At 41.3% G+C, this 12,905-nt stretch carries 12 protein-coding genes; 3 read left to right on the forward strand and 9 right to left on the reverse strand.

Annotation, left to right across the window (positions count from 1 at the left end):
* Window positions 1–134: 134 nt before the first annotated feature.
* The gene (locus V7K73_RS00410) at window positions 135–2,024 is read right to left on the reverse strand and encodes a serine/threonine-protein kinase (protein ID WP_334876105.1); all 1,890 of its coding nucleotides are present in this window, start codon (window positions 2,022–2,024) and stop codon (window positions 135–137) included.
* A gap of 286 nt (window positions 2,025–2,310) precedes the next feature.
* On the opposite strand from V7K73_RS00410, the gene V7K73_RS00415 reads away from it, so the two are divergent.
* On the forward strand, window positions 2,311–3,219 hold the full coding sequence (locus tag V7K73_RS00415) for a c-type heme family protein (RefSeq protein ID WP_334876107.1): 909 nt from the start codon (window positions 2,311–2,313) through the stop codon (window positions 3,217–3,219).
* Between the two features lie 153 nt (window positions 3,220–3,372).
* Here the strand turns inward: V7K73_RS00415 and V7K73_RS00420 are convergent, their stop codons facing one another.
* From V7K73_RS00420 to radA, 7 genes are all read right to left on the reverse strand, one after another.
* Complete coding sequence (locus V7K73_RS00420; protein WP_334876109.1) at window positions 3,373–4,620, reverse strand: serine/threonine-protein kinase; 1,248 nt, start codon at window positions 4,618–4,620, stop codon at window positions 3,373–3,375.
* A gap of 604 nt (window positions 4,621–5,224) precedes the next feature.
* Window positions 5,225–6,061: a Uma2 family endonuclease gene (locus V7K73_RS00425; RefSeq protein WP_334876111.1), complete on the reverse strand. Its 837-nt coding sequence runs from the start codon at window positions 6,059–6,061 to the stop codon at window positions 5,225–5,227.
* Window positions 6,062–6,085: 24 nt separating this feature from the next.
* The gene (locus V7K73_RS00430) at window positions 6,086–6,535 is read right to left on the reverse strand and encodes an HNH endonuclease (RefSeq protein WP_442936715.1); all 450 of its coding nucleotides are present in this window, start codon (window positions 6,533–6,535) and stop codon (window positions 6,086–6,088) included.
* Window positions 6,535–6,765: a hypothetical protein gene (locus V7K73_RS00435; RefSeq protein WP_442936716.1), complete on the reverse strand. Its 231-nt coding sequence runs from the start codon at window positions 6,763–6,765 to the stop codon at window positions 6,535–6,537. The genes V7K73_RS00430 and V7K73_RS00435 overlap by 1 nt, the downstream gene beginning before the upstream one ends.
* 304 nt (window positions 6,766–7,069) lie before the next feature.
* Window positions 7,070–7,294 carry a type II toxin-antitoxin system HicB family antitoxin gene (locus V7K73_RS00440; RefSeq protein ID WP_334876113.1) on the reverse strand — a complete coding sequence of 75 codons (225 nt, stop codon included), beginning with the start codon at window positions 7,292–7,294 and terminating at the stop codon, window positions 7,070–7,072.
* Window positions 7,295–7,539: 245 nt separating this feature from the next.
* Entirely contained in the window at window positions 7,540–8,292 is a 753-nt protein-coding gene (locus V7K73_RS00445) for a Uma2 family endonuclease (protein ID WP_334876114.1), read from the reverse strand.
* A gap of 96 nt (window positions 8,293–8,388) precedes the next feature.
* The gene (gene radA / locus V7K73_RS00450) at window positions 8,389–9,915 is read right to left on the reverse strand and encodes a DNA repair protein RadA (RefSeq protein WP_334876115.1); all 1,527 of its coding nucleotides are present in this window, start codon (window positions 9,913–9,915) and stop codon (window positions 8,389–8,391) included.
* Window positions 9,916–10,085: 170 nt separating this feature from the next.
* Between radA and rpaB the strand changes: the two genes are divergently transcribed.
* Together rpaB and V7K73_RS00460 are read left to right on the forward strand one after the other, a co-directional pair.
* On the forward strand, window positions 10,086–10,814 hold the full coding sequence (rpaB, locus tag V7K73_RS00455; protein WP_190731301.1) for a response regulator transcription factor RpaB: 729 nt from the start codon (window positions 10,086–10,088) through the stop codon (window positions 10,812–10,814).
* Window positions 10,815–10,900: 86 nt separating this feature from the next.
* The gene (locus V7K73_RS00460; RefSeq protein ID WP_334876119.1) at window positions 10,901–11,539 is read left to right on the forward strand and encodes a cofactor assembly of complex C subunit B; all 639 of its coding nucleotides are present in this window, start codon (window positions 10,901–10,903) and stop codon (window positions 11,537–11,539) included.
* A gap of 38 nt (window positions 11,540–11,577) precedes the next feature.
* On the opposite strand, the gene V7K73_RS00465 is transcribed toward V7K73_RS00460, so the two are convergent.
* Complete coding sequence (locus tag V7K73_RS00465; RefSeq protein WP_334876121.1) at window positions 11,578–12,492, reverse strand: M48 family metallopeptidase; 915 nt, start codon at window positions 12,490–12,492, stop codon at window positions 11,578–11,580.
* Window positions 12,493–12,905: the final 413 nt, after the last annotated feature.

The raw sequence follows: 12,905 nt of genomic DNA on the forward strand, positions 1-12,905 counted from the left end.
GAGTGTACGGAGTTTTTTCACGCAATAAAATCAAAGTCCTATATTACGAATTACGAATTACGAATTACGAATTACGAATTACGAATTACGAATTACGAATTACGAATTACGAATTACGAATTACGAATTACGAATTATCCCCGTCGCCAAATCTTAATAGTATCATCATCACCACCGCTAACTAGGGTTTGACCATCGGGACTGAATGCGACGCATCGAACATAACTGGAATGCCCTATAAGTGTGCTGATTTCTCTGCCAGTGTCTACGTGCCACAGTTTGATAGTATTGTCCCAACTGCCACTAGCGAGAAATTGCCCATCATGGCTAAAGGCAACAGACCAAACTGAATCAGAATGACCAACCAGAGTACGAATTTCTCTACCTGTATTTACATCCCACAGTTTAATTGTGTTGTCACCACTGCCACTGGCGATAATTTCCCCATCCTGGCTGAAGGCGATACCATTGACGAAGAAGGAATGACCTAATAATGTACAAATGTTTTTGCCTGTGTATACTTGCCATAATTTAATGGTGTAATCAGTACTGCCACTAGCTACTAGCTGCCTATCCTTGCTATTCGTTGCAGGCGTTCTTGGAGAGTAGGCAACTGACGAAACTGAGTCAGAATGGCCTATGAGAGTTTGGGTTTCTATGCCTGTGTGGACTTGCCAAAGTTTAATTGTGCAGTCAACACTGCCACTAGCCAGAAATTTGCCATCTGGACTAAAGGTAACGGAATTTACCCAATTAGTATGACCAGTGAGAGTACGAATTTCTTTGCCTGTGTTTACATCCCACAATTTGATGGTGTTATCCCAACTACCGCTAGCTAAGATTCCCCGGTTCAGGTCTGCAACTCCCGCAGATTTGCCAGACTCCCCTTGATAAGAAAGCTTTGAGGAGATTGGGCTAAAAGCGACGGAATGAACCATACTGGAATGACCAGAAGACCAACGACCCAGTTGACGCACTAGCTTGCCAGTACCCAGTTGCCAAAGTTTAATAGTATGGTCATTACTGCCGCTAGCAATAAATTGCCCGTCTGAGCTAATGGCGATCGCATGAACCATACTAGAATGACCTTTGAGGGTCTGTACACATTGCCAGTTATATTGATCTAATACAAGTGGAGATGGTTTAAGTCTAGGCGTTATCACCAAGGTAGATGATATTGGTGCTATCTTATCGCCACCAGAATCAGAACCCAATAAATCCAACCACTCCTGCACAGACTGGGGACGATAAGTAGAATCCAAATCCATGCCGCATATAATAGCCTGATTCACCCTGTCGCTGATTTTAGGATTAAAATATTGTGGTGGTTCTAAATTAACATTGTGACGTCTATCATCTGCATTCGTCGGTATAACTGCGGTAAGCAGATTATACAAAGTAGCAGCTAAGGCGTAGATATCAATATATTCTCCTCGTGGCGCTTCTGATTCATACTGCTCAGGTGGGGCAAAACCAGGAGTACGATACACTGTATGCCTTTGGATCATATTGGGAATAAATTCTCTAGCGATACCAAAATCTATCAGCACTGCTTCTGATTTATCAATGCGGATCATAATATTACGTGGTTTCAGATCCCGATGCAGCAGCCCTTTAGAGTGAATTAGCGTCAAAGCATCCCCAATTTGCCTGATGTAGAGTAGCGCTTCTGCTTCTGATAGCACCCCCATCCGTCTCAAACGCTGTCCTAAGTCTTCACCTTCGATGTAATCCATCACCATGCAGGGCAAATTTCCCTCATCAAAGATGGTTTCTATCTGTACTATATGAGGATGGTGACACACAGCCAGCCGAACTGCTTCATCACGGAAGTCTTGCCGTAACTTGTTTCGGTGGAGTATCCAGGCGGGGTGATTCAGAATTTCTTCTTTGAGAGTTTTAATCACTCGCAGTTGATTTCGTTGATTTCTGGCAAGATAAGTAATGCCAATTCCGCCTTCACCTAGTTGGCTTTCAATAATGTAGCGTCCACCGAATAAAGACTTTCCTGCATTCCACACCATTAGTAATATTTGACAATTCCTGGTATTTATTTTGGCACGGATCATAAAAGCCAACACAAATTTTTGGAAATTCAATTTTAATTAGTGTTGTAGCTTTTTGAATGAGTTACTTAGAGAACATTTTGATTAACCTCAATAATTACTAATATAGAGTTGGGTATACCCTAATAGTTTTAGCTAAACTATACCTTTACACCAAAATTTTATTTGATTGTTCATGCTAAAGTAAACGATGACTTTAGCGATATTTGGTCATAATAATTTGACTCGTAGTTAATGTAAAATTATGCTAAAGAATCTAAAACTGAAACAAAAGTTTACAATTCTGCTCTTGGTAATTCTGACCTTCGGTTTGAGCTTGAGTGGATTTGCTCTTTCTTCTCTGCTTAGAGAGAATGCTAAACAAGATATTAGCTCAACAGGTCTTATACTCATGCAAACCATGAGTTCTATTCGTAAATACACCAATACTCAAGTTAATCCAGAGTTAGCTGATAAATTGCAAACTGAGTTTTTGCCACAAAGTGTGCCTGCATACTCAGCACGCGAGGTATTTGAGATTTTACGGAAAACACCAGATTACCGTGACTTCTTTTATAAAGAAGCAACTCTCAATCCCACAAATCTTCGGGATAAAGCTGACGGTTTTGAAACGGAAATTGTAGAAAGGTTCAGAAATAAATCAGATATTAAAGAAGTGAGTGGATTTCGCTCAATTCCTGGTGGCGATATCTTTTATATTGCTCGTCCGCTACCAATTTCTGAAGAAAGCTGTCTGAAGTGCCATAGTGTACCCGAAGCTGCACCTCCAAGTATGATTAATCTTTATGGTACAGCTAATGGATTTGGGTGGAAGCTGAATGAAATTGTCGGCGCTCAGATTATTACAGTACCAGCAAATAACGTCATCAACAAAGCCCATCAGTCTTCTTTACTAATTATTCTAATTGTATCAACTATTTTTATAGCTACTATCCTGTTAGTAAACTTTTTCTTAAATCAACAAGTTGTTATGCCTCTCAAACGCATGACTCGCATCGCCGAAGAAGTTAGTACTGGACACATGGAAGTTGAATTCGAGCAAATGTCTAATGATGAAATTGGTAATTTAGCTAAAGCCTTTAAACGGATGCAGTTAAGTTTAGAAATGGCAATGAAAAGAATCAAACGCACTCAGGGAGGTATGGGGGACTAAAGTAATTCGTAATTCGTAATTCGTAATTTAGTTGTGCAACGGAAATTGAGGCTCAACTTCAAAACTGGCTGCGCTTAGTCGCTATGCAAATTAAACTGGGAGAATTAGTTAAACAATTCAAAATTATCTCTAAATGAAAGGTGGTTTAAATATTTATGAAAATAAGCTTTTTTTGAATTCAAAAGCTGCTTGAAAGTCAGGAATTTCCCTGGCTATGAGTTCAATAAATTGGTCGGGTGAAATGTAAGCATTTTGCTCTAATATTTCTTCTATAACTAGATTTGCCATTGGGCCGATGTGGTAAGCTAACTCTTGGTGACAATGTTTAATAAATGCTGGTTGGAGCGAAGGTTGCTGTTCTTTGATTCGCCCAATTGGCAAAGTAGCTGGTGAAGTGGGTGTAAAAATTCTTTCTCCAGGTTGGTTGGATGACGGCGATATTGCCGACATAGGCTGAAATTCAGGATTAAATACGGTGGCGGGCAAATCATCAAGTATGATTGCTGGAGACATTACCACTTCTGGTTCTCCAATCCGCTCTAAATCTATAAGAACTTCCCTAGCTGTTTGGTATCGCTTGTTAGGTCTATCTGCCAACATTTGATCGAGTAATTGAGCGAATCCATTAGTAACATAGGTATAATAACGCCAGTTCCATTCTAAGGAATATTGATCCATTAGCAAGGATGGATCTCTACCTGTGAGTAGTACAATAGCTGTTACCCCCAAAGCATAAAGGTCGCTAGAGGGGGAACATAAACCCAAGCTAATCTGTTCGCGGGGAGCATACCCCACTTTGCCGACAAGGGACATTTTGCCAACAAAGGTTACCTGCTGGTTAGAACTTCTCCCTTCATTCATGTCAGCAATTTGTTTGCCGACACCGAAATCAATCAGCACTGGCAGATCCTTGCCATCAGGTAGCATTATGTTATCAGGCGAAATATCTCTATGGATGATGTTGTGCTGGTGAACATATTCTAAAACAGGCAGCAGATTTTTTAGCCACTCTATAACTTCCTCTTGAGAAAAGTTTCTTCCTTGACGTTGAAGTTCTCCCAGCACCCTAGAATATGTTTTACCGTCAACATACTCTTGTACTAGGAATAACCGACCATCTCCTTCAAAGCAAGCTAAAAACTTGGGAATTTGAGGATGTTGCAATTGATGAAGAATTTTTGCCTCTCTTTTAAACAAGTTGCGATATTGTTCCAGTCCACTCTCCCCTGTGCCAATGGGCGCAAACTCCTTGAGAACACAAGCTTCATTAAACCGACGAGTGTCAAAGGCCAAGTAAGTTCGCCCTAATCCTCCTTGTCCGAGAAGTTTTTGGATAATATAGCGGTTATCGATTAGAGTTCCAGCAGCTATTTCTGGTCTTGTGATATGGGACTGTGACATCTCATCGCACTCCTTGCGATTTTATTATTAATAAATTATTCAGTTTGCTGAAAATGAGAAACTCTAGCAGATAAAGCCTTATAACATCCCTAAAATTGAGATTAGCACCACTGTCAAAACAAGGAAATACACTCTTCTACAATCTTTCGACGGTCTTGTGTGACCAAATAGACAATTTTTACCTGAGTAGTTCGATCATACTACTCATACTTACGTATTTTACCAGCCGGAACATAATCAGTCTCTGCGGTAATCTCTGCGACTGCTCTATGTATCGCCTTTTGGATTCGCAGATGAACCACATTTTATCCCTAGCAACTCTATTGGTACTGAGCTTTGGAACACTAAGGATATAGCATGATATCATAGTTTCTCAGAAAAACTGAGGTTGCTATAAACTTGCCGAAGAAATTATTATATGTATTTCAAGTGCTGAATATGCGTTAGCGTAGCTCGTCGTAGACATTGCTCTCAAAAATTAATCTTTATGGGAGCCAATATCGTTATAAAATAAACGCTTCGACACACGGCGATCAAAGTTTTCATTACAAGTAATTCCTCAACAGCAGAAAATTATGCTGCGTATAAGAAAATACTCCTAAAGCTACAATAATTCATCTAGTTCATCAGGATTCACGCCTAACTGACGCAAACGTTCTGCTAATTTTTCTACTTTTCGTTTGGCTTGAGCAGCTTCTTGTTTAGCTTCTGTAGCTTCTTGTTCTGCAATCATCGCTCGTTGGGTTGCAGCAGCAGCTTCCTCTGTGGGTGCGGGAATTAATTCTCCCGCCAAAGTGAACCACCTTAACCACAACCTTTCAATATCTCGAAATGAACCTTGCCATAAGCCTAAACTTAAATCTATCTCTGGCATTAGTAGGTATCCATTAGTCAAGTTCATTGGTTCATAGTGACCGCCGACTAACTGAAAAGCCCGAAGTTCATTAGTGTAGCGACTAAAAACAACATAGTAGGGAATCCGCAAAATTCGTTCATAAACTTCCCATTTGCTAGGAGGTTTATCTGCTGGACTTTCTCTTTTTGTGCCTAAATCTTCGTCTTCTGTACCTGGAGATAATAACTCAATAACCACAAAGGGGTTTGCTGGCTCTTGCCAAGTTACATAACTTAACCGTAAGTCTTGCCCTTTGTATAATTTTCCTACACCTACTACACCAAACCAATCTGGGCGCTTATACCACAAAGGATGCTCTAAATCATAGTAGAGATTAAGGTCAGCCGCACTATAAACTAGTTCGGGATTCCAGTTAATGGGCTGAAAAGTTAAGTATAAAAGTAAGGGTTGCAAAAAGTGAAAATCGTCTGGCAAACCTGGTTCCTCTGGGTTGTCACTTGGTAAATCATACATCGTTGGTAGAGTTTCCCAAGGAGGAAGCGGGGGATCAGATTGAGGAATATAGTGGGGGGGAGAAGAAGTCATAGTAAAAATTATTATTTTTATTGATTACTTTCCAGTTGGATCTTCTTTAGGAGGATGTAAGCCAGCTTGAATCCAAAAACCCCGCGCACTGCGAATGGAGTCATCTTCTGAATAGCGTTCATCATTAATATCAAGTCGCTTGCAGGTTGCTCTACCTGTGGGGGTAACTCCAATAATTGTCCTACCATTTACTGACCAAAGAAAATGGTCTGACCAAATTTGTTGACGAGGATTAAATAGGGGGACTATTGCTTTAGTCTCTGGGTCATATCCAGCGACAAAGTTGTAGCGACGTTCATTACAACGACGACAAGCCAATGCTAAATTATTAAGTTCATCAGAACCACCAATAGACTTTGGTATCAAATGGTCTACTGTAAATCTGGTTGTGGAAATGCGTTCTGGAGAATGGCAATACTCACACAGATAATTTGCTCGTCTTCGGAGAATTTCTTTAGTAGCATCATCAATCATTATTGTTGAGCTACTAACATTGCATTTATATGGGTGAAAATTCTATCTAGTTCTCCAATTTCTTCAAGTTCGATAAATTCTTCTGGAGTTAGTAAATCAGCTTTTTTACGTTCTAAAAGTTCTTCCATCCGTGCTTGCAGTTCATCATTAAATTTGAATAGGTGAAATTTATCCAGCTTTTCTATTCTGATACTGCCGATTAAGGATGAAGGTCTAGCAATTACAGTCATTATACTGAGGGCGATACAATTTATCTTATGTGTTTCTATTGTAGTGTTTTAATAGCTATGAACATTGCCAGAGGTTGCCTTTAGAAGCACGACGATGGGAATACTAAAATTAGTGTAGCGACTGTCTTAAAAGTCAAGCGATCGCAGCAAGGCTGATGATTAGCAAAGTATCACTGATATTTATTTTGGCACACCATAAATATTGGCGTTTGGCAAGGTGGAATGTATAAACGTTCTATGCGACCTTTCTAAATTGGGTTGTTTACAACTCTCTTTTTTGGAGCATCGACAGGAAACTTCGGCATTAAATAGCCACCTCTGCTTCTGTCAAAAAAGCTTCGATTACTGGTGATTCATCTTCGAGCATTTCTTTGCCAAATGTCTCAATATAGCAGCGAATAGCTGACTTGACATCGGTTAAGGCTTCTTCATAGGTGTCACCTTGACCAACTATCGCCCCTTTAATGCCAAGAGGATAGGCAACATAACCGTCAGAATGTTTTTCTACAATAATTTTGATTTGTTTCATTACTAGGGCATTTGGCAAGGTAAATTTTAGGCGATTCTGGTGCAGCCGACAATAGCAGTATATTCAATCGTAATAAACCTGTGGCGACGCCGAATAGCCCGTCGTAGACATCGCAGTTGTTAAACTTTGATCTTTCCTAACAACTGGTATTTAGCCCTACTTAATCATTTGTGAGAAATAAAATCCCCGACTTCTCAAAAAAGGTCGGGGATTCAGTGGCTTTCAATTTTTCCTAAAACATTTCATCACACTTCTGGTTCAATCCCCGCAGCCCGCAATTGTGCTGCTAGTCGTTCAGCACGTTGTTGTTGTTGTTGGGCGCGTTGGCGTTCTTGTTCGGCGCGTTGGCGTTCTTGTTCAGCTAACTCGGAACCCCAAAGCAGAAGGTTTCCTTGTTCATCCCACCACCGTAACCACTTTCCTGTACGGTTTTCACGAGTACCTTGCCACAGCCCAAGGTAAAGATTCATCTGGGCTATCCAGTAGCGTTGATTTTCATCAGGCTCTTGCAAAATGTACTGTTCTGTGCTTTCTAAGCGATACATTTCCACATTGCCGCTATCTGGCTGAAAGATGATGTAGTTTGGCACTTTTAAGATGCGCTCGTAAAAAAACCATTTTCCTGGGGGATATGTCGCTTTGATAGAATACTCCGTCTCCTGTGTATCGGAAATAAATTCGATCACAATTACTGGTATTTCTCCTTGTAGCTCGGGAGTGTAACTGCGTTTTACCTCTTCGCGTTCAACACGAATATTAGGTATGTATGCCCAATCAGGAGCTTTGATGACCATTCTGCCATTCAATGTGGCGCAAATGCCATAATTGGTTGAAGTTAGGGCGTTAACTGAAATTTTTCCAGCTAATTGTAGGCTTTCTGTGAGTGCAGCAGCTAAAGCTGGTTGATTGATGTTGTCCACTGGATCATCTGGGAGTTTGTAATCATCGGGTAGTTTTTCCCAAGTGATTTGGTAGCCTTGGGTGAGGGTTGTGGTCATCGGTTTTCCTTTGAGGTGGTGTTAAAATCTCGGATTTTACCTTGGTGTTGGACTGTTTTAAATCCCCTCAACCCCCGTTAAATTGGGGGGCTATAGTTACTCATCTTCATCAGGTTCTAAATCTTCTTCTGTAAGTTCTTGATGGGGAATGGCGGCGATAATTGCATCTATGACTTTAGATACTGGTAAAATCTCAATATTTAGGTCGGGAAATTTTGTTCCTTTGGGGACGATCGCTCGTTTAAATCCCAATTTAGCAGCTTCTTTTAACCGCAGTTCCATTTGGGAAACCGATCGCACTTGTCCACCTAAGCCAACTTCACCGATTAATACTGTACCGGGATCGACTATGCGATCGCGGAAACTAGCTACAATGGCGATCGCTATTCCTAAATCTACCGCCGGTTCTTCCACATTCAACCCACCCGCTGAAGCAACATAAGAATCTAACTTGGACATCGGAATTCCCACCCGTTTTTCTAAGACGGCGAGAATTTGCACCAAGCGGTTGTAATCTACGCCAGTACCAGCCCGCCGGGGTGAGGGGTAACTGGTAGGACTGACAAGGGCTTGTAATTCTACAACTATCGGGCGGGTGCCTTCGCAAGCCACGACAATGGCCGTACCTGGCGCTGGATCGTCACGGTTGCCTAAAAATAGCTCTGAAGGGTTGGAGACTTCCCTTAGTCCCTCCGCCACCATTTCAAAGATGCCGATTTCATGAGTTGCACCGAAGCGGTTTTTCACTGTGCGTAATAACCGATGGGAGGCAAAGCGATCGCCTTCAAAATACAACACCGTATCAACTAAATGTTCTAAGACTTTTGGCCCAGCGATCGCTCCTTCTTTGGTAACGTGTCCCACAATCAGCATAGTGACATCTTCGTGTTTCGCCACCTTCATCAATGCTGCTGTACATTCCCGTACCTGAGCCACCGAACCTGGTGCAGAAGTCAGCGCCGGAAAAAACACCGTTTGAATACTATCAATCACCGCCACATTTGGCTTGAGAGAGTCTATTTCCCGTAAAATTTCTTCTAAATCTGTTTCTGGCAATACATATAAATCTGCACCTATACTGTCAGGATCTATGGGAAGTGTCGCATCTACTACCACAGTGGTATTCTCATCATTAACCACATTTACGCTTTTTGATACTCCCAAACGAGAAGCGCGTAATTTTACCTGCTGTCCCGATTCTTCACCAGTTACGTAAAGGATGCGATATTTTTGTGCTAATTGATTTGATACTTGCAGTAATAAAGTCGATTTCCCAATACCCGGATCGCCACCAATCAACACCATAGAGCCAGGGACAACCCCACCTCCAAGCACCCGATCCAATTCTCCATAACCAGACTCCCATCGGGCAATTTGGCGATCGGTAATTTGGTCAAATGTCAAGGAGGCTCGCGCTTTAGCTGGTTTAGCGTGAGATTTGCCATTAGTTTGAGTTGATTGCCAACTACTCACTCCCCCCCGACTGGGTACATCTACTGAGGATTGGATAGTAATCTGCTCTTCTAGAGAATTGTAAGTCCCGCAACCTGGACATTTACCAAACCATTGGGGCGATTCTGCTCCACATTCATTACACACAAAAAAGGTTTTTGGCTTTGCCATTCTTAAATCTTATTAAATAATCTTAATATTTACTTAATTCTTGAAAAAAACTAAAAACCAATAATAGTAGTATTTAGAGGTTTTTCCAAATCAATTCATAGAATGATATCTTAATATTATGGTATTAAAAATTAATCATGTAAATTTTTAGTCAAGGAGCGTTGATAAACTTGGAAAGCCATAAAGAAAAAATCTTGGTGGTAGACGACGAAGCCAGCATTCGCCGGATTTTGGAAACGCGCCTTTCGATGATTGGCTACGATGTAGTGACAGCTGGCGACGGCGAAGAAGCATTAGATATTTTTCGCAAAACTGATCCTGACCTGGTAGTTTTGGATGTAATGATGCCAAAGCTAGACGGCTATGGTGTATGTCAAGAATTACGAAAAGAATCAGATGTCCCCATTATTATGCTAACAGCCTTGGGGGACGTGGCCGATCGCATCACTGGTCTAGAATTGGGTGCTGATGACTACGTAGTTAAACCATTTTCCCCCAAAGAACTAGAAGCTCGAATTCGCTCAGTGTTGCGGCGGGTAGACAAAACCGGTGGATCTGGCATTCCTAGTTCTGGGGTAATCCATGTCGCTAACATTAAAATCGATACCAATAAGCGACAAGTCTACAAAGGTGATGAGCGGATTCGATTGACTGGTATGGAGTTCAGCTTGTTAGAGTTGGTAGTTAGTCGCTCTGGAGAACCTTTTTCTCGTTCGGAAATTTTGCAGGAGGTTTGGGGTTATACACCAGAGCGTCATGTTGATACCCGCGTAGTGGATGTGCATATATCCCGTTTGCGGGCAAAGTTAGAAGATGATCCTAGCAACCCAGAATTGATTCTTACAGCCCGAGGTACTGGTTATCTTTTCCAACGAATTATTGAACCAGGGGAGGAGTGAAAATAGTTAGGAGTGAAGAGTTAGAAGTGAGGAGTTAAAAACTTTCTTCAACTCATAACTGATATAACTCATAACTTTTTCCAAGGATGACTAAACCTGATCCTAATCGAGTTTTGCGGCGTCTACCCATTGTCGTGGGTGGGCTAGGCGCTGTACTTTTGCTGATTAACCGTTTATTAACACCGGAACTAACCCAATCTCAATCGCGTGGTGATGTGGTGGGCGTGATTTTGAGTGCGGTGTTAATTTTGACGGGTTTAATTTGGCAGCAAGTTCAGCCGCGATCGCCTGATACTGTAGAACTAATTGGTGAAGTTGGTTTTGTAATAGCAGCAGATTTACCTGAAGCCGTGAAAACAGAGCTAGCCTGGGCATCTCATTTATTGTTGACTAATACAGTCACGCGATCGCTTGTCGTTTATTATCAAGGTAAAGTTTTGTTGCGTCGCGGGATTCTAGCTACTAAATCTGAGGTTGTACCAGGAGTAATCTTAAAACAGGTACTCGAAAAACAAAAGCCGATTTATCTAGTTGCACTAAAAGTATATCCAGGTAGATTTGAATTTGATTATTTACCAGAAAATACTCAAGGTGTAATTTGTCAACCTATTGGTAACCAAGGCGCTCTAATTTTGGGCGCGAATGCTCCTCGCAGCTACACCAAACAAGATGAAAATTGGATTGCCGGAATTGCTGATAAATTAGCCGTTACTCTTAGTTCTTAGGTGATTCGCTAGTTTAAAATCTAAAATCTAAAATTCAATCACCAAGAAGTCAAAAAATTCCACCCTTCTTTTTCTTCGGGTGTTTTTCCTTCATTTTCTTGGGCTTCTTCTGGTGTTTTTAAATTTTTCAGTTGAATTACATTTTCATATTCTCCTGAATCAACCCATTTTAATAACTCGCCAGCCCGCATAACTACCCAAGAAAGCCCAGGTTCTGTATAGCTTAATATTTTGGTAACCTTATCAATACTGTCAAAATTATTCGATGCAAACTCACGGGCTTGGACAAGAAAATCTTCGATTACAGCAGTAGTCAAATACTCATCTGGCAAACCTGCGATTTTCATCAGTGTAGTAGTTGCTACGTCAATATCTTGACAAGCGAGCATTGCAGCGCGATCGGCAGTGAATCTAGCCATCATCCGCCAATTATACAAACCTAGTTCCATACCACTAGCTACCAAGCCACCAACCCCCAGTGTGGTACTGTTCAACAAATTTTTTAAACTTGGCATAACAATTGCCATTTGGTGATAAACCATGTGCTGACTCTTGATGCGAGCGATTTCGTGTCCAAAAACGTAAATCAACTCATCTGCGCCAAGCCACTCCATTGCATCTAAATTTATACCAACAAGGGGTTTTTCTACGCCAACAATGTAGGCTTGAATGTGACCTGTACCTCGAAACAGATACAGTTCAGGAAGTGGAGCAACATCAAGAATTTGGCAGGTTTCTACAAATGCTTCATGCAATTGGGGAAAATTACGGGATGAAATTCTGATTTCACTACCAAGGCTTTGCAGTCTGAGTAAGCGATCAATACCGTATTCGTTAATTTTTTTGAGTAGCAGAGAGACACCAGGCATATTTTGCAAAGAAGCCAAGGCTTTGCGATCAAAAGGGTGTTCGTAGGCTGCTGAACTCAGTCCAGTTAAGATTTTTCTCGTCATAGGTTTTGAGCTTTATCTTGGAGTGTTTGAGAAGTTCAGTTACTCAGTACGAACGGCTTGTGCTATCACTACGCCTGTGGTTATCGGTTTGGGTAGTACAACAAACCGCATTTTTTGAACAGTGTAAATGGCATCTGTCCAACAACTTAATTAGTCCCCACAACCGACAATTACCAAGACGAGCCAAGAACGTAGAGAGAGATTTTACCAGATTGAACTAGAAAATCATATTTGGTTCACGTAGAAAGTCTAAGTATTTATCTCCATCTTACCCAGATACAATATGCACTAGGGGCGCACATCTGTCATTGGTATCAACTTAGAGCCATTCGTATAGAATTCGCAGGCCAGTTGCTCATGGGGAAAACCCCCAAGGCGTTAGCCTCTGGCAATTTGAGAAGACGGCTACACAG

The sequence above is a fragment of the Nostoc sp. genome (genome assembly GCF_036916975.1).
Lineage (GTDB): Bacteria > Cyanobacteriota > Cyanobacteriia > Cyanobacteriales > Nostocaceae > Nostoc.

Excerpts from the sequence above, each read along its gene's own strand:
- V7K73_RS00410 (WP_334876105.1), bottom strand. The coding sequence starts at position 2,024 with ATGGTGTGGAATGCAGGAAAGTCTTTATTCGGTGGACGCTACATTATT.
- V7K73_RS00415 (WP_334876107.1), top strand. The coding sequence starts at position 2,311 with ATGCTAAAGAATCTAAAACTGAAACAAAAGTTTACAATTCTGCTCTTG.
- V7K73_RS00420 (WP_334876109.1), bottom strand. The coding sequence starts at position 4,620 with ATGTCACAGTCCCATATCACAAGACCAGAAATAGCTGCTGGAACTCTA.
- V7K73_RS00425 (WP_334876111.1), bottom strand. The coding sequence starts at position 6,061 with ATGACTTCTTCTCCCCCCCACTATATTCCTCAATCTGATCCCCCGCTT.
- V7K73_RS00430 (WP_442936715.1), bottom strand. The coding sequence starts at position 6,535 with ATGATTGATGATGCTACTAAAGAAATTCTCCGAAGACGAGCAAATTAT.
- V7K73_RS00435 (WP_442936716.1), bottom strand. The coding sequence starts at position 6,765 with ATGACTGTAATTGCTAGACCTTCATCCTTAATCGGCAGTATCAGAATA.
- V7K73_RS00440 (WP_334876113.1), bottom strand. The coding sequence starts at position 7,294 with ATGAAACAAATCAAAATTATTGTAGAAAAACATTCTGACGGTTATGTT.
- V7K73_RS00445 (WP_334876114.1), bottom strand. The coding sequence starts at position 8,292 with ATGACCACAACCCTCACCCAAGGCTACCAAATCACTTGGGAAAAACTA.
- radA (WP_334876115.1), bottom strand. The coding sequence starts at position 9,915 with ATGGCAAAGCCAAAAACCTTTTTTGTGTGTAATGAATGTGGAGCAGAA.
- V7K73_RS00460 (WP_334876119.1), top strand. The coding sequence starts at position 10,901 with ATGACTAAACCTGATCCTAATCGAGTTTTGCGGCGTCTACCCATTGTC.
- V7K73_RS00465 (WP_334876121.1), bottom strand. The coding sequence starts at position 12,492 with ATGACGAGAAAAATCTTAACTGGACTGAGTTCAGCAGCCTACGAACAC.